The sequence below is a fragment of the Stenotrophomonas sp. 2YAF26 genome, from assembly GCF_052114625.1.
Taxonomy (GTDB): Bacteria; Pseudomonadota; Gammaproteobacteria; order Xanthomonadales; family Xanthomonadaceae; genus Stenotrophomonas; species Stenotrophomonas indicatrix.
Window position 1 is genome coordinate 287,891 of the sequence record NZ_JBFRFC010000001.1, and the last position, 20,839, is coordinate 308,729.

Consider the following 20,839-nt stretch of genomic DNA (forward strand, 5'->3'; position numbering starts at 1 on the left):
CGGACTTGTCGGCGTCCACTCGCATTGGACAGGTTCGGTTGCTCTTCTTCCCCCGATAACGCGCCCTTATCCTCTGCCCCGTCGATGTCCGCTCCCGGCCACAAGCAGCCAATGGCCCAGCCGCCGGCCAACAACCCATCCAGATCCGCCCTCGACTCAGTCGCCCTGCCCCAGCTCCCGCGCAAGGAAGGGCGCCGTCCTGCTGCCCTTGGCGCGGGCGACCTGCTGCGGCGTTCCCTCGGCCACGATGGTGCCACCCGCAGCGCCGGCGCCAGGCCCGAGGTCAATCACCCAATCCGCCTGCGCGACAGCACGCATGTCATGCTCGATCATCACCACCGTATTTCCGGCTTCGACCAGCCGCTGCAGCTGGGCCAGCAGCCGGTCCACGTCCGACGCATGCAGGCCGGTGGTGGGCTCGTCCAGCACGTAAAGCGTGCGCCCACGCTGGCTGCGCTGCAGCTCGGTCGCCAGCTTGATGCGTTGTGCCTCACCGCCTGACAGTTCCGTGGCCGGCTGGCCCAGCCTCAGGTAGCCCAAACCGATTTCCTTCAGCAGCTGCAGCGGGCGGGCAATGGCATCCTCCTCGATGAAGAACGCATGCGCCTGGTCCACCGTCATCTGCAGGACCTCGGCGATGTTGCGGTCGTTCCACAGCACCTTCAGCGTGGCCTCGTTGTAGCGGGCGCCGTGGCAGGTGGGGCACGGTGCATAGACGCTGGGCATGAACAGCAGTTCGACGCTGACGAATCCTTCGCCCTCGCAGGTCTCGCATCGGCCCTTGGCAACGTTGAACGAGAAGCGGCCCGCATCGAAACGCCGGCGGCGTGCGGCCGGCGTCGCGGCGAACAACTTGCGCACGTGGTCGAACAACCCGGTGTAGGTGGCCAGATTGGACCGTGGCGTTCGGCCGATGGGCTTCTGATCCACCTGCACCACCCGCTGGATGGCGTCCACATCGCCTGCCAACCGACCTCGCGTCACTTCGATCACTGTTGGCCCGTCCGTAGACGCGCCCTCGGCGCCATCGTCCGCGGGCTCATGCCCCAGGTGCAGCAGCATCAGCTCAGGCAGCGCCTGCGCCATCAGGCTGGACTTGCCCGACCCCGAAATGCCGGTCACTGCGGTCAGCAACCCCAGCGGCACCTGCGCATCCACGCCCTGCAGGTTGTGGCGGTGGATGCCCTTCAGCTCCAGCCAGCTGTTGGCGCTGCGCTGCCGGCTGGCGGCCGCGGGCATCTGGTCGAACAGATACAGGGCGGTCCGGGACTCCTTGACCAGCCGCAGACCGTCGGGCTCGCCACTGTAGAGAACGCGCCCGCCATGCTCGCCCGCCTCTGGGCCGACATCCACAAGCCACTGCGCGCGGCGCATCAACTCCAGATCATGTTCAACAACGAACACCGAGTTTCCGCCGTCGCGCAGCCGGTCGAGCGCATCGTACAGCGCCTGGCTGTCGGCAGGATGCAGGCCGGCCGATGGCTCGTCGAGCACGTACAGCACGCCAAAAAGCAACGAGCTGAGCTGCGTCGCCAGCCGCAAGCGCTGCAGCTCGCCGGCCGATAGCGTTGGCGTGGCGCGATCCAGCGAGAGATACCCCAGGCCCAGGCCCCGCAATTGCCGTACACGCGCCATGACCCCGCTTGCGAGCCGCTGTGCAGCCAAGCGCTTCTCTTCCGACAATGCCGAGGTCAGCCGTACGTCGGGGGCCGAGGCATGGCTGGCACCACCGCTGGCCGCTCGCTGGGTGCGATCGCGGCGCGTGGCGCCCCTTCTGTTGCTTGAGCCACGGCTGTGCGCGCTGAAATCGCCGTGCGCGATGGGCTCGAGCAGATCCGCCAGTTGATCCAGCGGCAGCCGCATGAATTCACCGATATCCACACCGGCGAAGGTGACCGAAAGCGCCTCCGGCTTCAGGCGCTTTCCGTGGCAGGCCGGGCACAGCTTGCCCTCCATGTAGCGGGAAACCCGCTTGCGCATCAGCGCGCTTTGGGTATTGGCAAACGTATGCAGTACGTAGCGGCGGGCGCCGGTATAGGTACCCATATAACTGGGCTCAAGTTTCCGCTTGAGCGCGGCCCGGGTTTCGGCAGGCGTGAAGCCGGCATAGACCGGTGCGGTCGGCGTCTCCTCGGTGAACAGGATCCACTCTCTGTCCTTCTTCGGCAGCTTCTTCCACGGTATGTCGATGTCGTAGCCGAGCGTGACCAGGATGTCGCGCAGGTTCTGGCCGTGCCATGCCGGCGGCCAGGAGGCGATGGCGCGCTCGCGGATGCTCAGCGTCGGATCCGGAACCATCAACGCTTCGGTCACCTCGTAGACGTGCCCAAGGCCGTGGCAGGTGCTGCAGGCACCCTGTGGCGTATTGGGTGAGAAGTCCTCGGCGTACAGCATGGGCTGATTGGCCGGGTATGCCCCCGCACGCGAATACATCATGCGCACCAGGCTGGACAGCGTGGTCACACTGCCCACAGACGAACGTGCATTGCTGGCGCCACGCTGCTGCTGCAGGGCCACTGCCGGTGGCAGCCCATCGATGGCATCCACATCGGGCACGCCCGCCTGGTCGATCAGGCGCCGTGCATACGGCGCAACCGACTCGAAGTAGCGCCGCTGCGCCTCAGCGAAGACCGTCCCAAAGGCCAACGATGACTTGCCCGAACCCGATACCCCGGAGAACACCACCAGCGCATTGCGCGGAATGGAGACATCGACATTCTTGAGGTTGTGCTCGCGCGCGCCGCGCACCTCGACGCAGCCGCCGGCTGCGGCAGCGCACGAGGATTCTCCGAAAGGGTTGTTGGACATCGTTTCGTTCCTGCAGGCAGTGAGCGGTGCGCATCAAAGCGCGCCCAAGGATGCATTTTCGCTGCTGCGAGGTGAATGTGGTGAGGGCGCGACCGAAGCGCGTGCACCGCCCCTCATCCTGGGCTGGACTCAGCCCGCAGGCTGCATCCCGCTGGGCGCCGCCCGGCGCAACGCAGCCAGATAACGGCAGTACTTGCCGATGAAGATGCCGGTGAATCCGCCAGACAGCAGGAGATAGGCGGCACTGAAACCTGCGTTGCTGCTCAGGCCGGGCGCCACGGCGAGCGCCGCTTCAAAACCGTACTTGATGACGAACGTGACCAACAGCAGTGGCAGCAGGCTGTAGTCGGCACTGCGCCACAGCGTGCCCGTGGAGGCGTCCACGGTCAGCGTTGCCCGGCGCAGCAGCAGCCAGCCCAATGCCGCGCCCGCGCAGATTCCCGCCAGCCACTCGGCCCACGCCACTGGCGAGCCGCCATAGCGATGGCTGATCGACCAGATGCCCCAGACGCTGAACAGCGCGGGCACGATGGCCAGCTTCCGCAGCGAGGTCTGTCCCGGTCGCATGGCCGCGATGCCGCGCGAGACCAGGAACGCCAGAAGCACCCAGACCCAGATGGGGGTCTGCGAGAGGAGTTGCTGCAGCAGGTTCACGGGAGGTCCTTTCGGTGAGTGCCGGCCAGGGAGGCGGCGGTGGCGCTCACTATTGGCGGTACGCATTGCCCGGACAAGTGACAGGTGTCAGCGATACAGCCTGCACCCTCCCCTCTGCACGGCAGCAAGGCGATGCAGGAATGCCTACTTGCCGGTCATCTTCAACGCGGCCTCCGGCAAACGTGCGCCACTGATCCTGATCTGCGTCATTTCGTTATCGATTTTCGCCAGGTCGGCCTTATCGAGCTCCAGATCCACTGCGCCCAGATTCTCGTCCAGCCGGTGGAGCTTGGTCGTGCCCGGGATCGGCGCGATCCACGGTCGCATTGTCAGGGGAATCTACCCTCCGGCTCATGCGGGAAGAAGATCGGGAATGCATATGCCCAATGCATGGAAGATATAGATCTCTGTCCATCGTGTGGCGTGGCATCACGCGCAACCGGGTATTCCTTGCCATGCCAGCGAAGACGGCTGGCCGGGCGTCGAAACCCGGTCTGCAGGATCAGCCGCTACTGATACTTGCGATTTAAGCGCCTGGGGATGGGCGCCATGGCAGCGCCGACCACGCGAACCAGACCCGGCCTTCACAGCTACCACGGCACCCGCAATGCAACCATGCAGGACGCGCCCTGCCCCCATCGGTAACCTATGCCCCACCTTCGTCGTCTTTTTGGCCGCTGGCTGCGCCTGCGTCGTCGTGTGCGTTGGCGCTGGCGTGAGCACCAGGCCTCGGCCCCGGCCATCGAGGCCACCGAGGGCCCACTGCGTGCCGCGCTGTACAACGTTGAACAGATGGAGGAGTACGGCCGCGCACTTGCGCGACAGCATCGCGTGCGGTTGCGCCCCAGCCCGGAGCGCCTGCTCGAACGACTGCAGGCCAACGAGCGCGTGCTGGAAGACGCCAACACGCTGCTGAGCAGCGTGGTGCGCGAAAAGCGGCCGGTCACTCCGGCGGGGGAATGGCTGCTCGACAACTACTACCTGGTCGAAGAACAGATCCAGACCGCGCGACGCCACCTGCCGCGCGGCTACAGCCGCCAGTTGCCTTCACTTGCCTCCGGCCCATCGGCCGGGTTGCCACGGGTGTATGAGCTGTCGATGCAGGCGATCGCGCACGGTGACGGCCGCATTGACGCCGATACGCTGGGCCGCTTCATCGCCTCGTACCAGTCGCTCGCGCCGCTGAGCCTGGGCGAACTGTGGGCGGTTCCGATCATGCTGCGCCTGGCACTGCTGGAGAACCTGCGGCGCATGGCCGCGCGGGTGATGCGCGATGGGACCGACCGCCGCCTCGCTACGCAGTGGGCTGACAACCTCAATCGCGCGGCGTCCGACACCCCTACCGATGTGGTCCTGGTGGTTGCCGACATGGCGCGATCCGCGCCGCCGCTGACCGGCGCGTTCATCGCCGAACTGACGCGCTCGCTGCAGGGGCGCGGCGGCGCGTGGGCCATGCCCATCGCCTGGCTGGAACAGTGGGCGGCAGCGGCTGGGCAGCGCATCGACGAACTGGTTGCCGCCGAGGGGCAACAGCAGGCGGCCGACCAGGTCTCCATCGGCAACAGCATCGGCAGCCTGCGCTTCCTCTCCACCATGGATTGGCGCACCTTTGTCGAAGACATGAGTGTGGTCGAGCAGCGGCTGCGGGAAGACCCCATGGCCGTCTATGCGCAGATGGATTTCGGCACCCGCGATGCCTACCGCCACGTGGTGGAGAAGATTGCCCGCGGCAGCCGCATCGCCGAGGAGCGCGTTGCGACCATCGCGCTGGACCTGGCACGGGCGGCTACGCCGGCGGACGGCCCGCGCACGCACGTGGGCTACTGGCTGGTCGGCGAAGGCCTGCAGACCACTGTTGCGGCGGTGGCCGAGGCAGCACCGCGCCACCGCAAGGCACGGCGACTGGCGCATCGCGTGCCGCTTGCGCTGTACCTGCTGCCGATCGGCCTGCTGGCGGTGCTGGCCACCAGCGGCCTGCTGGCAACCGGCAGCGGCTCGGTACCTGTCTGGCTGGCGGCGCTGCTCGGGCTGCTGGTGTTCAGTGAGCTGGGCATCGTGCTGGTGAACTGGACCGCGACGGTGCTGGTCGCCCCCAGGCCGCTTCCCAAGCTCGATTTCAGCGAAGGCATTCCTGCCGCGTGCGCCACCGTGGTCGCGGTCCCCTCGATGCTGTCCAGCGTCGACGGCATCGACGTTCTGGTCGAAGCGCTGGAGGTGCGTTTCCTGGCCAACCGCGATCCCCACCTGCGCTTCGTGTTGTTGACGGATTTTCTCGATGCCCCAGCAGCACAGGCGCCGATGGACGACGCTCTGCTTGCGCACGCCGTGGCACGGATCGAGGAATTGAACCATCGTTACGCGCCCGAGCGCGGCGACCGCTTCTACCTGCTGCACCGGCCCAGGCAATGGAATCCGGGCGAAGGTGTGTGGATGGGCCACGAGCGCAAGCGCGGCAAGCTGGCCGCGCTCAATGCCCTGCTCCGCCAAGGCGATGCGGCTGCGTTCATGCGCATCGTCGGAGACGCGGTGGCCCTGATCGGCGTCCGTTACGTCATCACGCTGGACTCGGACACGCAGCTTCCGCGGGATGCGGCACGCGCGTTCGTCGCCACCTTGGCGCACCCGCTCAACCGCCCGCGCTTCGATCCGCAGCTGCAACGCGTGGTGGAGGGCTACGGCATCCTGCAGCCCAGCGTCGGCACCAGCCTGGGGAGGCGCCGTACCTCGCGTTTTGCCAGGATGTTCGGTAGCGAGCCCGGCATCGATCCGTACACGCGCATGGTTTCCGACGTCTACCAGGACCTGTTCGACGAAGGCTCGTTCGTGGGCAAGGGCATCTATGACGTCGACGCCTTCGAGCATGCGCTGGAGGGCCGCCTGCCCGAGAACCGCATCCTCAGCCACGATCTGCTGGAAGGCTGCTATGCACGCGCAGGCCTGGTCAGTGATGTGCGCCTGTATGAGGACTATCCCGAGCGCTACGCCGCCGACGCCAAGCGCCGTGCGCGCTGGATCCGTGGCGACTGGCAGCTGCTGCCGTGGTTGTTGCCGTGGACACCGCGCCCGGGCTCGGGCTGGGAACGCAACCGGCTCAGCCTGCTTTCGCGCGGCAAGTTGCTGGACAACCTGCGCCGGAGCGTGGTGCCGATTGCTGCCCTTGCGTTGTTGCTTGCCGGCTGGCTGTATGCGCGAAACCCTGCTGCGTGGACCGCGTGGGTGCTGGCGCTGTGGTTCGCGCCGCCGCTGATAGGCATGCTGCGTGATGGCCTGAGCGTTCCGGAAGACACGCCGCTGGAAGCGCATTACATCAAGGTCGGGCGCGGTACGTTGCAGTCGTTGCTGCGCGCGTCCACCCAGATAGCGTGCCTGCCCTACGAAGCACTGCTGGCCAGTGACGCCGTGCTGCGCACGCTCTGGCGCATGGCCGTCACACGCAGTCACCTGCTGCAATGGAATCCCTCCAGCGAAGTCGAACGCCGCCTTGGTAGCGATCGCAGCGCGGAATGGCGGGTGATGGCGCCATCCTCGCTGCTGGCGCTCGCGCTGGTGGCTGTGGTGGCCAGCGTGCGTCCGCAGGCACTGCCGATTGCCCTGCCCTTGCTGTTGGCGTGGACCTTTGCGCCGGCATTGATGGCGTGGCTGGGTCGCCCGCCGGCGGCAAGCGTGGCCGAGTTGTCGGTCACGCAACGGGCGTTCCTGGGCCGGCTGGCGCGGCGCACCTGGTCCTTCTTCCAGGCCTGGGTGCGCGAGCAGGATCATTGGCTGCCGCCGGACAACATCCAGGAGCATCCGGCGCTGGTGGTCGCGCGACGCACCTCGCCGACCAACATCGGCCTGTCCCTGCTGGCCAATCTGTCTGCGTGGGATTTCGGCTATCTGCAGCAGGGCGCGGTGGCTGAACGTACCGCCCGCACGTTCGATACGCTGGACCAGCTGCCGCGCCATCGCGGCCACTTCCTGAACTGGTACGACACCGAAACACTGGCGCCGCTGCCGCCGCGCTACGTCTCCACGGTGGACAGCGGCAACCTTGCCGGCCACCTGCTTACCCTGCGCCAAGGCCTGCTCGCGCTGGTGGATGCGCCGGTGCTGGCGCCGCACACGTTCGATGGCCTGGCCGATACGCTGGGCGTGCTGGAAGAGGAGCGGCAGCGTCATCGCGCCGACGATGCGTCGCTGGTCGAGGCGCTCAATCATCTTCGCCAGCGTCTGGCGTCTACGCGTGTCGACCGTCCCGTCGGGACGGCGCAGTCGCTGGCCCGTCTGCAGGAACTGGCCGGTCTGGCCGACGCGGTGCTGCTGCAATGGCCGGCACCGGCCTCGCCCGAGGACGGTGATCTGCATTGGCCAGCCCTGTTCGCAGCCGAATGCCATGCCGCCCACGCCTCGCTGGCCGATATCCCTGCCGATGCCAACGCGGCCGTCGATGCACCGGTGCCAAGCCTGCGCCAGTTGGCCGCCCTGCCAGGTACGGCCGGCGCGGACGCGCGCGCACGCATCGAGCAGCTGCAGGACCTGGCGCACCGCGCCGGGCAGTTCTCGCTGATGGAATACGGGTTCCTGTTCTACCGTACCCGCAACCTGCTTTCGATCGGCTACAACGTAGACGACCACCGCCTCGACAACAGCTTCTACGACCTGCTGGCTTCCGAAGCGCGGCTGGGCGCGTTCGTTGCCATTGCGCAGGGCCAGCTTGCACAGGAAAGCTGGTTTGCGCTCGGCCGCATGCTCACCGAGGTCAACGGTACGCCGACGCTGCTGTCATGGAGTGGCTCGATGTTCGAGTACCTCATGCCGCAGCTGGTGATGCCCAGCTATCCGGACACGTTGCTGGACCAGACCGCACGGCACGCGGTCGAGGCGCAGATCGTCTACGGCCGTACGTTGAACCTGCCATGGGGCGTGTCCGAGTCCGGCTACAACGCCGTCGATGCCCGCCTGAACTACCAGTACCGGGCGTTCGGCGTGCCCGGATTGGGGCTCAAGCGCGGCCTGGGCCAGGACCGGGTCATCGCGCCCTATGCCAGCATGATGGCGCTGATGGTGGCGCCGGAAGCGGCCTGCCAGAACCTCCAGGCGCTGCAAGAACTGGGCTTCTGCGGGCGTTTCGGCATGTACGAGGCGATCGACTACACGCCCACCCGGGTGCCGCCGGGACAGGATCACGTCCTGCTGCGTTCGTTCATGGCCCACCATCAGGGCATGGGCCTGCTGTCGCTGGATTACCTGTTGCGCGACCAGCCGATGCAGCGCCGCTTCCTTGCCGATGTCGAGTTCCAGGCGACCTTGCTGCTGCTGCAGGAACGTATCCCGCGCGTGGGCGTGTTCCATCCACATGAGGTCGAAGCGCTTGGCGAGCACTCGGCACTGGCCGAGCACGAGACGTCCCTGCGTGTCCTGCGCGACCCGGGTGGCCCGCGCCCGGAAGTGCAGCTGCTGTCCAACGGTCGCTACCACGGCATGCTGACCCATGCCGGCGGCGGCTACAGCCGCCACGGCGACCTGTCGCTTACCCGCTGGCGCGAGGACGGCACCACCGATGCCTGGGGCACGTTCTGCTATCTGCGCGACGTGGACAGCGGCGAGTTCTGGTCTGCCGCCTACCAGCCCACCTGCGTGGCAGTGGACAATTACGAGGCGATCTTCTCTGACGCCAAGGCGGAATTCCGCGGTGTGCGTCGCGGCTGCGAGAGCCACCTGCAGGTCGCCATCTCCGCCGAGGACGACATCGAGCTCAGGCGCCTGCGCCTGACCAACCGCAGCCGTCGCCCGCGCACGGTGGAGATCACCACCTATGCCGAAGTGGTGCTGGCACCCGCGGCGGCCGACGATGCGCACCCGGCCTTCAGCAACCTCTTCGTGCAGAGCGAGATCCTGGCCGCCAAGCAGGCGGTGCTGTGCACGCGCCGGCCACGTTCGCACGACGAGGTGCCGCCGTGGATGTTCCATCTGGTGGCGGTGCACGATGCGGAAGTGGTGGCGATCTCCTATGAAACCGACCGTGCGCGCTTCCTGGGCCGTGGCAACACGCCGCGGACGCCGCAGGCATTGACCACCGATGCCGACCTGTCCGGCACCGATGGCTCTGTGCTGGACCCGATCGTGGCCATCCGCGTCCGCGTGGTGCTTGAGCCCGAGCAGACCGTACAGCTGGACATGGTGTATGGCATCGGCGCCAGTCGCGGCGGTTGCGAAGCACTGGTGGACAAATACCGTGATCGCCGCCTGGCCGACCGCGTCTTCGACCTGGCCTGGACACACAGCCAGGTGGTGCGCCGGCAGATCAACGCAAGCCAGGCCGAGGCATCGCTGTATGAGCGCCTGGCCAGCCACGTGCTGTATGCCGGTCCGCTGCTGCGCGCCGGTGCAGGCGTCCTGCAGCAGAACCAGCGAGGACAATCCGGGCTGTGGGGCCATGCCATCTCCGGTGACCTGCCCATCGTGCTGCTGAAGGTCACCGACGCGGACAACGTGGAACTGGTCCGGCAACTGGTGCAGGCGCATGCCTACTGGCGCCAGAAGGGCCTCAACACCGACCTTGTCATCTGGAACGACAGCAAGGCTGGCTATCGGCAGGAGCTGCAGGACCAGATTCTGGGGATGGTGGCCGCCAGTTCGGAGACCGGCCTGCTCGACCGCCCCGGCGGCATTTTCGTGCGGCCGGTGCAGAACATGACCCACGAGGACCGCATTCTGTTGCAGGCGGTGGCACGGGTGGTCATCAGCGACGAAGACGGTACGTTGGTCGCGCAGGTGGGGCGTCAGCCGTTGCCTCCGCGACGGATCCCGGCCCTGGTGCCGCAGGCGCTGCAGCAGGAGCTGGCCCTGTCGATGGAGGCGACGCCCGGGCTGCCCATCGTTGCCGACCTGGGCCCGGAGCCCGGACTGCCGCCGAGCGCCGAGCACGACGAAGAAGTGGACGACCCGTGGCCTTTCCTTCCCTACCGCGGCACCGGCCGATTCGACAACGGCACCGGCAGTTTCAGCGAGGACGGCCGCGAGTACGTGGTGGTGGTACGCGAAGGCGCGCCGACGCCGGCGCCATGGGCCAACGTGATCGCCAACGCCCGCCTGGGCACGGTCGTCAGCGAGAGTGCACCGGGCTACACATGGTTCGAGAATGCGCACGAGTTCCGCCTGACGCCTTGGCTCAATGATCCGGTGTCGGACACTGGCGGCGAAGCCTTCTACGTGCGCGACGAGGACACCGGTCGTGTCTGGTCACCGATGCCGCTGCCGCGCCGTGGCACCGGCGCGTACCGTACACGCCATGGCTTCGGCTACACGGTCTACGAGCATGTTGAAGACGGCATCGCCAGCGAGTTGTGGGTCTTCGTCGACGTCGCCGCGCCGCTGAAGTTCTCGGTCCTGCGGCTCCACAACCTGTCGGGGCGGCCACGGCGGTTGTCGGCCATCGGCTACGTTGAATGGGTGATGGGTGACCTGCGCGCGAAGTCGCGCATGCACGTACTCACCGAACGCGACCCGCAGAGTGGCGCGCTGCTGGCGCGCAACACCTACAGCACCGACTTCGGTGGCCGGATGGCCTTCTTCGACACCGATGCCGATGGCTGCGGCTGGACCTGTGACCGACTGGAGTTCATCGGCCGCAACGGCAGCCTGCACGCACCGGCGGCGCTGCGTCGCGAGCGCCTGGATTCGCGGCTGGGTGCGGGCCTGGATCCCTGCGCGGCGATCCAGGTGCCGTTGCTGCTGGCTGCAGGCGACCGCAGCGAAACGACGTTCCGCCTTGGCGCCGGGCGCAACCGCAAGGAAACGCTGGCGTTGGCACGAAGCCGCCAGGGCGCCCATGAGGCCATCGATGCGCTGGACGCCGTGCGCATCCACTGGCGCAACGTGCTGGCCACGGTGCAGGTGCGCACGCCAGACCCGGCGCTGGACGCACTGGCCAATGGTTGGCTGGTATACCAGACGCTGGGCTGCCGCTACCTGGCACGCAGTGGCTACTATCAATCAGGCGGTGCGTTCGGTTTCCGCGACCAGCTGCAGGATGCACTCGCCCTCGTGCACGCTCGCCCGGACCTGACCCGCGAGCACCTGCTGCTATGCGCTGCACACCAGTTCACCGAAGGCGATGTGATGCACTGGTGGCACCCTCCGCAAGGTCGCGGCGTGCGCACCCGCTGTTCGGACGATTACCTCTGGCTACCGCAGGGCGCATGCCGCTACCTGGAGGTTACCGGCGACGCCAGCGTGCTGGACGAAGTGGTCGGCTACATCGAGGGGCGCGCGGTGACACCCGAAGAGGAAGGGTATTACGACATGCCCACGCCTTCGACGCAGCGCGGCACGCTGTATGCGCACTGCGTGCTCGCGCTCGAGCGCGGTTGCCGCTTGCTCGGCGAGCGCGGCCTGCCACTGATGGGCAGCGGGGATTGGAACGACGGCATGAACCGCGTCGGCGACCAGCAGCGCGGTGAAAGCGTGTGGCTCGGCTTCTTCCTGCATGACACGCTCCGCCGCTTCATCGGGCTGGCCAACGCGCATGGCGATGCACCCCGTGCAGAGTGGTGCCAACAGCAGGCCGAAAGCCTGCGCCAGAACCTGGAACAGCATGCCTGGGACGGGGCATGGTATCGCCGCGCCTGGTTCGACAACGGCGCCCCGTTGGGCTCGTCACAGAACGAAGAATGCCGCATCGATTCGATTTCGCAGAGCTGGTCGGTGCTGTCAGGCGTCGCCGCGCCTGAACGTGCCTCCCAAGCGCTGGATTCGCTGTACACGCACTTGGTGCGAAAGGACGCCAAGCTGATCCAGCTGCTCGATCCGCCCTTCGACCAGACCCCGGAAGACCCCGGCTACATTCGTGGCTACGTACCGGGCGTGCGCGAGAATGGCGGCCAGTACACCCACGCGGCCGTGTGGGCGGCCATGGCATTCGCACAGCAGGGCGATGCGGTGCGTGCCTGGGAGCTGGCCGGCATGATCAACCCGCTCAGTCACACGCTGGACCCGGAGGCGATCCAGACCTACCGCGTCGAGCCCTATGTGCTGGCAGCCGACGTCTACGCCGTGCCTCCGCACGTCGGGCGAGGCGGCTGGACGTGGTACACCGGCTCGGCCGGTTGGATGTATCGCCTGCTGGTCGAATCGCTGCTGGGCATACGTCGGCAGGGCGATCGTCTTTCGTTGGCACCGTGCCTGCCCGATCACTGGCCGTCATTCGAACTGAGCTACCGCTTCGGCCGCAGCTTCTACGAGTTCGTGGTGACCCGCACTGCGCAGGACCAGCCTACGCTGCACGTGGATGGCGTGCTGCAGCCGGACCTCACCGTCCTGCTGCGCGACGACGGCCATCACTACCGCGTCGCGCTTGACCTGGGTGCGGCCCCGGGATGAACGTGCGCCCTGAAGTACAGGTGCAGCTTGATGCACTGGCCGAGATGCTGGTGCACTGGTTGGCGCGGTCGCGCCATCCGGCGCAGTTCTGGCCGCAGTTCGAAACGCTGGCTGCGGAGATTCTGGACCAATGCGAGCACGCAGAAAGGGGCCAGGCGCACGCGTGCATCCAGGCCATGCTCAAAAGCCACGCGCTGGAGCTTCCATCCTGGTACGAGCGTGATGACAGCCTGCCGCCGGGGACGCCAGGAGAGTGATGGCCAGCGCGCTGCGTTACGATGCCGGGCTCAACTGACCAGAGATACGCGTGCCCGTCTCCACTCGCCTGTTGCTTGCCATCGCAGCTTCCCTGCTGCCGCTTTCCGGGACGATCGCAGCACCGTCCACGCAACCCGCTTCCACCGCCCCGGCCAGCAGCTGCCAGGGCGACGCGTCCCGCTGCCCCGCATGGATGCCCTCACAGGCCGAGATGCGCAACGCCATCGCCGACCACTTCTGCGAGCTGGCCGACCAGGGGCGCATCCAGCCTCGGGTGAAGCCGTTGGTCCGCGCCGAATCCTCGCCACTGAACTGTGGTGCGCTGGGAGAGCAGGCCGGTTCGAACTTTGTCTGCGGCGGTGAAATGCGCTTCGTCGGCAAGGGCGGCGAAATGGACACCATCACGTTCAGTCCCACGCTTCGCCGCGAGGAGGATGGGCGCATCGCGTTCTACGTGGGCAATGACGAGGAAGGTGAACAGGTGTGGCGGGTGCCCACCCCGCGGGCCACCTCAGCGACATGCGCGGTGCGGTGAGCGCGGCACATCTGCGCGCGCTCCGCTTCAGAACAGTTTGTGCGGGATTCCACGATCGGACCTGTTACGGGCGTCCATTTCCAAGTGAGCCATTGGCGCGTCCGGCTTTACTGGGCGGCAGGCTATCGTCCCCCTGCCGCATGACGGCCTCGATCCAGTCGACGTAGCGTGACACGCGAACGTTGTGGACCATCTGGCCATAGAAACCCGCTTCAAGGGCATGCTCGGGTACGGCCGTGATCCAGGACCCGAGTCCCACCAATTGCCAGGTGCCGTGGTCGTCGACCACAAGCGGACCACCGCTGTCTCCACTTCCCAGTACGCCCTCAAGCGGCAGGCCATGCGGCGGCGGATCGAACCGGTACCAGAGATACCGCTGATTGCCGCCGGTAATCGTGTTGTGGGCCCGCCGCAGGGATGTACGGTGCGGCGCATCCGGCAACTGGCCAACCGCACCGTTGCCGGTGGCGCCCTTCCCTATCAAGACGGCGACCTGCGTGACCTCTGCTGAACCCCCATACAGCGCCACGGGCGTGGCATCGGTCACCGGCGCGGCAAGCTTGATCAGCGCGATGTCATCCGAGGCCGCCAGGAAGGCATGGATCCGGGAAGGACTTCCTGTTGCCATCGCCTCCGTGCCCAGGGCCTCGGGCATCCTCCGGTAGCCGGGATGCAGGAATACGCGTTCAACGCCATACGCGTTGCCATTGATCGCGATCGTTGCTCCCATTCCTTCCATCGGCGCTGCATGCGCTGCGGTCAGCACCCAACGCGAGGCGATGAGAACACCGTGCCCCTCTCCTGGCATGTCCGCCAGCGCCGGGAAGTCAGATCGTTCGATGCGGTACCTGCCATCTTCGACATCATCACGGATGACGATGGCCCCGGCAGCGAACGGGAGCGCGGCAAGCAGCAGAAAGAGCCAGCGATTCATCGAGAGCATTCATCCTTGTGGTCGATCAATCCAGCCTAGCCAAACGCATCGACATTGCTGATGGACGCGCGACCAATTCCCGTGGTGGCCGACGAAGGGATGGAAACCACGACTGAAACCGGGACGCGCCGAGACGTTTAGTGTTCACCGCGCAGTGCGAGCCTGGCATTCCTGCGGATCGAACAGGCCGTACGTGCGCAGGGTTTCCAGATTGGCACGCCCTTGAATCCCTCTGTTCACAGCCCCGGAGCGAAGATCGGGAACCAGGAAGGCCCCCCGTCCATGAAAACGTCGCGCACTTCACCGGGTGAAGTACAGGCACCCGGCCACGGCGATCGGCATCGGGTCGGCCTCGATGCGCTGGGCCACCAGTGCCATCACTTCAATGCCATCGCCCTGGGCTTCCGGTGCTGACTGGACCACCCGCATTCCTCCGGGTTCGCCCTGCGTCCCCGGCCCATCGAGGGAAAGCGATTTGGTGAGGTCTGCAGCAAGGGCTGCATCGAAGACAGCCACCACGGAACTGCGCGACAGTATCAGCCGCGTGGACGGATGACCGAAGACCAGAGCCGGTGCTGGAAGCTTCATTTCCGCGACAACGCCGGGTATGTCGCCCAGTGCGTTGCTGTAACCCCCATCCTTGCCGGTGATCGGCTGCCAGCCGGCCGATGGCTTCCCGCGGGTTGCGATGTCACGCAATTGATGGGCCAACGCCCGGAATGCGGTGCGATCCGCCTTGCAGGACACGAGTGCCAGCGCCTGATCGACTTCATCCTGCCTGGGAACGGGGGTGCGGATCGATCCTGCTGCCGGGGCGTTCGGCGCAATGACAAGCCCCAAGCCTGCGAGCAGTAGAATCCTGTTCAACGTACGGGTGATCAATGCGCAATGCTCCTGCCTGGGGTGCCAACACTGTTCGGCACCACACCGGACAGCTGGGAAACACCCTCTCTATCGGGAAACATCATTACCAACGAGAGCTTCCCGCGCGGCGATTTTTTCGACCAGCGCATCGATCGCAGCCTCCATGGCGCGCGCCGTCTGGTCGCCGCTCTGGTTGGTCATGATGAAGATGCCAAGATCGTACTTGGGCACGATGTAGATGTAGCACTGCGACCGCGGTACGCCACCATGATGCGCATGGTAGACGCCCTTCAGCCGGTCACCGGAAACGATGTTCCAGAAGTAGCCGATGCTGAACTCCGAATCGAACGTGACCAGAGGGCGATGCGACTCCTTTACCACCGGCCCGTTGGCCAGCTGGAACCTGAGGTACTTCACCATTTCCGGGACAGTTGCCTTCACGTTCCCGGAGGCGCCCCACGGCAACTGTGGCATCGGCGTGGTCGGTATCGGGTTGTCGCTGTGATAGCCGACCGCAAGCCGGGACGCTTCGCTGTCGCTGAGTCTGATTCTGATTCTGAGACCCGTCATCGCCGCGGAATCGCCAAGGAATCCGCGTAACAGCGACTCGTAGTCGCTGTTGTAGACGGTTTCCAGGATATGCGCTGTCAGTTCCGTTCCGGCACTGGAGTAGGCGTAGTCCTTGCCGGGTGCCCGGTCAATCTCGACGGCGTGCAGATCCTTGAAGAAGTCAGCCTTGCCGTAGTGCGCATAGAGGGTGTTGAGTTCGCTGGGCGTACGATGATCGGTGAAGTCCTCCAACACCGTGTTCGCGCGTTCCGGCAGCATGTTCGGCAGGCCGCTGGTGTGCGACAGCAGATGGCGGATGCGGATGGGCTCGCCCTTGTACTGCAGGTTCGGATAGTCCCCCTGCAGGTACTGTCGGACGTCGTCGTCCAGACTGACCTTGTGTTCCAGAACGGCATTGGCCATCAGGGTGCCGGCCAGGGTCTTGCTCAACGAGCCGATCTCGTAAAGGGTCGCATCGGTTGGAGGGCCAGGCTTGCCGGTTTCCATGTCGCCGCGATGACGGACGAATTCCTCGCCCCGGTACACGACGCCGATCGAGGTCGAATGAAGCAGCGGCTGCTGGATCAGCGCTGCGGCGATCTCATCGATCTCCGCCCCCAGATCCTTCGTTGCGGCCTTCTCGCTGGCGCAGCCTGCCGCCAACAACGCCGCGGATACGACCAAGCTGCCGAGCCATCGCCTGTTTCGAACAGTCATCGGATTCGCATGCATGCGTAGGCGCTTGAAGGGAGGTGGGAAAAGGGCCCTTAAGATACCCGATGGCAGGGGCTCGATTGCCGATGGATGCCGAGCCTCGCCCCGGGTCGAGCTCCCCTGGCCGGTGCACACCCGTCGCTGAATGCTGCCAGCATCTCCACGCAATCTCCATCGCTCCTCCATGCTCCCTCCAAAGGACTGCAGATACTGGCAGCGATCAGGGGAAATGCCTCCATCGATCCCCTGCCCCATCCTCGATCTGCCCAGGTCCCCATGAAGCCCCCACACGATCCGGCCGTCGCAGCCGGCAGCATCGGCCAGCAGAATGCGGCCGCCACCCTGAAAGCCATCCTGCACACCTACCCCTGGCAGCTCACTGGCACCTTTTCGCTGGTGGCGCTGGAGAATGCGCTGCTGCTGGCCTATCCGCTGTTCGCCGGCTTCGCGGTGGACGCGATCATCCGTGGCAACGTCGGCCATGCCATTTCCTACGCCGGCGTGGTGCTGCTGTTCTGGCTGGTAGGCGCCGCCCGCCGTGCGGTCGATACACGCACCTTCACCCGCATCTACGCCGATCTGGCGGTAAACGTGGTGCAGGCGCAGCGGCGCCTGGGCCAGGCCACCTCCACCTCGGCGGCGCGGGTGGTACTGGCCCGCGAGTTCGTCGACTTCTTCGAGAAGCACGTGCCGATCATCGCCACTGCGCTCGTTTCCATGTTCGGCGCGGCGGCGATGCTGCTGGCAATCGAACCCCTGGTGGGGGCCGCCAGCCTCATCGCCCTGCTCGGTGCGCTGGTGTTGCTGCCCTCGTTCGCTCGCCGCAACGAGCAGTTGCACGGCCGCCTGAACAACCGGCTGGAGCATGAAATCCGGCTGGTCGACCGGGTCGGCCCGTCGGTACTGCGCCGCCACTACCGCACCCTGTCGCGACTGCGCATCCTGCTGTCCGATCGCGAGGCTGGTGCCTTCGTGGTGGTCGGCGCGGCTGCTGCGGTGCTGTTTGCCTTGACCATCGGCCGCCTCGCCACGACCGATGGCGTGACCCCTGGCCACGTCTATGCGGTGATGACCTACCTGTGGACCTTTGTCGGCAGCCTGGACGATGCACCGTCGATGGTCGACCAGCTGGCAAGGCTGAAGGACATCGGCCGCCGGGTCAGCCCGGGAATGGAGGATGCGGAGAACAACGTCCACCCCGGGCCATGAGTCACCGCCGGCTGTCTAGGCGATTGTCTCCATTGCTGCGGGCAGAGCGACAACCGAGCCGCCCAGCACTTGCCAGACACCGGCCGTCTTGCCCCAGAAGCGGCAGTACCTGAAGCGGCCAGAGAAGGCTGCGCCATCGAAGGTTCCGGCCAGGTCCGCAGTGGTGAGTGCAACAGCGGTTTGATCATGCAGGGCAATCTCCACCGATTGCCATTCGGCCATGCTCAGCTTCTGGCGCCCTGAACGATGCAGGGCCAGATCATCCTGCTTGCCAAACACTTCGCCCGAAGGCCCCACAAAGATCAGGGCGTCTGCAATCAGGCCATCCAGCGCGGCCACGTCGCTGGTGAGCATCGCGATGCGCAGCGCTTCTTCGAGCTGCCGTATTTCAGTGTCCATGCCGGCTCCATGGTAGTTGGGCGATTGCTGCGTCAGTGACAACCTGCCATCACTGCCGATGGGCTTCGGGCGCCAGGGTATGGATCACCCTGCCCTGCGCGTCCAGGAACTCGATGGCCCCGTAGCCTTCCGGCGTTACGGTCAGGCGCAGCCTGGCGCGGTCCTGTTGATCGTTCAGCGCGATGGCGGGGGTGCCATCGGCTGCCACCGCCATCTCGATGCGTGTTGGCGTCTGCACCCCCGGAATCAGGCGATTGTCCAGCCGCGGCTCGCGAATCAGCGGCGGCGCCTGGTTGATCGAGAACCGCACGTCGCCGTCGGGCGACACGCGCCAGCCAATTGCATCCATGGCCGGGTGGTCAAGCGCCAGTACGGCCATGCCGCCCTCGACGTCTGCGGTTCCGAAGCCACCGCGCTCGCTGCCCTTGTGGTCGTACAGCACCATGCCCGCCACATTGAAGGCTCGCTTGTACTGGATGCCATCGATGATGGGCGGTGGCGTCTGGCCCGAGAGCGTCATCCGGATCACCCCGTTCTCGTCGACGATATCGATCCGCCGCGCTGTGATGCGTTCTTTGTCGGGAGCATCCACGCGGGTCTGCGGCGAGGTGCTGACGATCACCTTCTGCAGCTGCTCGATCGAGGGGCGTTTGGGGCTGGTGGTTTCCGCCGCCAGAGCGGCCATGGAAAAAGAAGAAAACGCGATGGCGGTTGCAATGCAGTGTGCTCGATTCATGGGTTCTCCCAGGGCCAGGAATGATTCACGCGCGGATACGGGACTACGCCGGCCATGTCAGCCACGCGCCCGGCTCGACGAACTGCACGGCCACGGCACGGTCACCGGCTGCCTTGCGAAGTCGTCCAAGCGGGTCGTCCACTTCCGCATAGTTGTCCATTCCGCTGATGCCATAGTGAATGGGCACCAGCGTGCGTGCGCCGAGGATTGCCGCCGCTGCCACCGCCTGCTCCGGCGTCAGTACGCCAGGCTGGCCACTTACTGGCTTGCGCCAGCCGAACGTGGCGCCATTGATGGGGAGGAAGGCCGCATCGAACGGTCCGAACTGGCGCCCGATACGCCACCAATGGCCGTGCCATTGGGTGTCGCCGCCATGGAAGATGCGTCGGCCGCCTGCTGTTACCACCCAGGACACCTGCGTATCGCCGTAGCCGTCCGATGCCGGTACCGGCGTTGCAGTGAAGTCGCCCAGCAGTTGGGGCTCCCATAGCGCGCTCGGCCGTGCACGTGCGGCTGCCGGTAGCGGCATGGGCTGCAGGCCGGCTGGATATGCGAGTGTTCCCCCTTTGCTGAGCGCCGCCGCAACCGCATCTGCATCGAAGTGATCGGAGTGGGTGTGGGTGACCAGCACGTGGCTTTCGCCCAGCGCATCGTTCACCGGCACCAGCCGGTCCGGCAACGCCTTGCCCCACGTTGCGGGATTCACCAGCGGATCAATCAGCAGCGTGCTCTCCGGCAATTGCAGCCGCACCCCGGCCCACGCCAATCGCTGGGCGCGCAGGCTGCGCATCGCCGCCGGTGGCGCTGCGGCGCCGGCAGGGACCAGCGCAGCAGCGGCCACACCGGCGCAACGGGCAAGGAAGCGTCTGCGACTGCCCAGCGCCGGTGCGTTGACGGCATCGTGTTTCATGCGGCCTGCTCCCTTGCTGCCAGCGCAGCGTCCAGGGAGAAGATCGACTGCGCGACGATCGCCGTGAGATTGTGTCCATGCCATTCTCGTTCGAATGCCGTCGGCGTTACCCCCGACGCGATGCAATCCTCCAGTCTGATGGCTGCCATCAGCGCCGTGGTCTCCGTCGGCGCAGTTCGCAGCCGGATATCCACGACGATCTCCTGCATCCGCTGCAGGTAGTGGAGTGCATTGCCCAGCACCGCCGCATCGAAGACCCCGATATGCCCGCCGACCACCCTGCTGCGCCCGAACTGCTGGATACGGCCGATGGCGGCGCGCTGCAGCGCCGGGTCCGACCGGGAGAGATAGACGATGTTGCCGACGATGTTGTCGCCCACGCAGACCAGATCGGCGCTCGGCACATCCACGCTCATGTGGTCCATCGTCTTGCCGGGGTTGTACAGGAAGCGCAGCTGGTGGCGCCCCCAGCGCATGGCGAGATTGTCGAACACGATATCGGGATCGCGGTAGCGTGATGCCACCGGTTGGTTCTGCGAAAGAAAGGCATGCCGGTGATGGCGGTGCGCCAGGGTCAGCGCCTCCGGAAACAGCGTCATGCCACAGATGTGGTCGCTCATGAAATGGGTGGCGGCAACCAGTCGTACCCTCTTGCCCATCTGCCCGTGCAGTACGTCCCGCAACCAGGCGGCATCCTCCTCGCTGCCCAACGCGTCCACCAGCAGCACCTGGTCTCCGTTGACGAAGGCGGTAGCGACCGATTCAACCTGGTCACCGACGAACATCAGCACATCTGGGGCAAGCTCCTGAATTCGCACGGCGGGCTTTCCGGGTGGGAGGATCGGCATCATCACCAACTCATGCGGCACCCGGCAAACGAGTAGTTCTACGCTTCGCGTTAGAAAAATT

At 66.0% G+C, this 20,839-nt stretch carries 14 protein-coding genes; 4 read left to right on the top strand and 10 right to left on the bottom strand.

Annotated elements, in window-relative coordinates; translation table 11 throughout:
• Positions 1 to 156: 156 nt before the first annotated feature.
• The 3 genes from AB4Y98_RS01275 to AB4Y98_RS01285 all read right to left on the bottom strand — a co-directional run bounded on the left by AB4Y98_RS01275 (position 157) and on the right by AB4Y98_RS01285 (position 3,789).
• Complete coding sequence (locus AB4Y98_RS01275; RefSeq protein ID WP_442243581.1) at positions 157 to 2,808, bottom strand: excinuclease ABC subunit A; 2,652 nt, start codon at positions 2,806 to 2,808, stop codon at positions 157 to 159.
• Between the two features lie 129 nt (positions 2,809 to 2,937).
• A complete protein-coding gene (locus tag AB4Y98_RS01280) occupies positions 2,938 to 3,462 on the bottom strand; it encodes a DUF6622 family protein (protein WP_442243582.1) in 525 nt (174 codons plus the stop codon).
• Positions 3,463 to 3,606: 144 nt separating this feature from the next.
• Complete coding sequence (locus AB4Y98_RS01285) at positions 3,607 to 3,789, bottom strand: hypothetical protein (RefSeq protein ID WP_442243583.1); 183 nt, start codon at positions 3,787 to 3,789, stop codon at positions 3,607 to 3,609.
• 321 nt (positions 3,790 to 4,110) lie between these two features.
• Here AB4Y98_RS01285 and AB4Y98_RS01290 point away from each other — a divergent pair, with 321 nt between their 5' ends.
• The 3 genes from AB4Y98_RS01290 to AB4Y98_RS01300 all read left to right on the top strand — a co-directional run bounded on the left by AB4Y98_RS01290 (position 4,111) and on the right by AB4Y98_RS01300 (position 13,615).
• Positions 4,111 to 12,822, top strand: a complete 8,712-nt coding sequence (locus AB4Y98_RS01290; protein WP_442243584.1) for a GH36-type glycosyl hydrolase domain-containing protein — start codon at positions 4,111 to 4,113, stop codon at positions 12,820 to 12,822.
• 20 nt (positions 12,823 to 12,842) lie between these two features.
• Positions 12,843 to 13,079: a hypothetical protein gene (locus AB4Y98_RS01295; protein ID WP_394195635.1), complete on the top strand. Its 237-nt coding sequence runs from the start codon at positions 12,843 to 12,845 to the stop codon at positions 13,077 to 13,079.
• 212 nt (positions 13,080 to 13,291) lie between these two features.
• Complete coding sequence (locus AB4Y98_RS01300; RefSeq protein WP_442243585.1) at positions 13,292 to 13,615, top strand: hypothetical protein; 324 nt, start codon at positions 13,292 to 13,294, stop codon at positions 13,613 to 13,615.
• Between the two features lie 64 nt (positions 13,616 to 13,679).
• Here the strand turns inward: AB4Y98_RS01300 and AB4Y98_RS01305 are convergent, their stop codons facing one another.
• The 3 genes from AB4Y98_RS01305 to AB4Y98_RS01315 form a co-directional block, all read right to left on the bottom strand.
• The gene (locus tag AB4Y98_RS01305; RefSeq protein WP_442243586.1) at positions 13,680 to 14,549 is read right to left on the bottom strand and encodes a S1 family peptidase; all 870 of its coding nucleotides are present in this window, start codon (positions 14,547 to 14,549) and stop codon (positions 13,680 to 13,682) included.
• 300 nt (positions 14,550 to 14,849) lie between these two features.
• Positions 14,850 to 15,431, bottom strand: a complete 582-nt coding sequence (locus tag AB4Y98_RS01310) for a hypothetical protein (protein WP_442243587.1) — start codon at positions 15,429 to 15,431, stop codon at positions 14,850 to 14,852.
• A 69-nt stretch (positions 15,432 to 15,500) separates the two neighbouring features.
• Positions 15,501 to 16,679, bottom strand: a complete 1,179-nt coding sequence (locus AB4Y98_RS01315) for a serine hydrolase domain-containing protein (RefSeq protein ID WP_442243588.1) — start codon at positions 16,677 to 16,679, stop codon at positions 15,501 to 15,503.
• Between the two features lie 273 nt (positions 16,680 to 16,952).
• Between AB4Y98_RS01315 and AB4Y98_RS01320 the strand changes: the two genes are divergently transcribed.
• A complete protein-coding gene (locus AB4Y98_RS01320) occupies positions 16,953 to 17,885 on the top strand; it encodes an ABC transporter six-transmembrane domain-containing protein (protein WP_363733322.1) in 933 nt (310 codons plus the stop codon).
• 15 nt (positions 17,886 to 17,900) lie between these two features.
• Here the strand turns inward: AB4Y98_RS01320 and AB4Y98_RS01325 are convergent, their stop codons facing one another.
• The 4 genes from AB4Y98_RS01325 to AB4Y98_RS01340 all read right to left on the bottom strand — a co-directional run bounded on the left by AB4Y98_RS01325 (position 17,901) and on the right by AB4Y98_RS01340 (position 20,781).
• The gene (locus tag AB4Y98_RS01325) at positions 17,901 to 18,326 is read right to left on the bottom strand and encodes a nuclear transport factor 2 family protein (protein WP_312785755.1); all 426 of its coding nucleotides are present in this window, start codon (positions 18,324 to 18,326) and stop codon (positions 17,901 to 17,903) included.
• A 7-nt stretch (positions 18,327 to 18,333) separates the two neighbouring features.
• Positions 18,334 to 18,906: a hypothetical protein gene (locus tag AB4Y98_RS01330; RefSeq protein ID WP_238582167.1), complete on the bottom strand. Its 573-nt coding sequence runs from the start codon at positions 18,904 to 18,906 to the stop codon at positions 18,334 to 18,336.
• Positions 18,907 to 19,063: 157 nt separating this feature from the next.
• The gene (locus tag AB4Y98_RS01335; RefSeq protein ID WP_442243589.1) at positions 19,064 to 19,930 is read right to left on the bottom strand and encodes an MBL fold metallo-hydrolase; all 867 of its coding nucleotides are present in this window, start codon (positions 19,928 to 19,930) and stop codon (positions 19,064 to 19,066) included.
• Positions 19,927 to 20,781, bottom strand: coding sequence for an MBL fold metallo-hydrolase (locus tag AB4Y98_RS01340; protein ID WP_025874531.1), 855 nt, complete (start codon positions 20,779 to 20,781; stop codon positions 19,927 to 19,929). The genes AB4Y98_RS01335 and AB4Y98_RS01340 overlap by 4 nt, the downstream gene beginning before the upstream one ends.
• Positions 20,782 to 20,839: the final 58 nt, after the last annotated feature.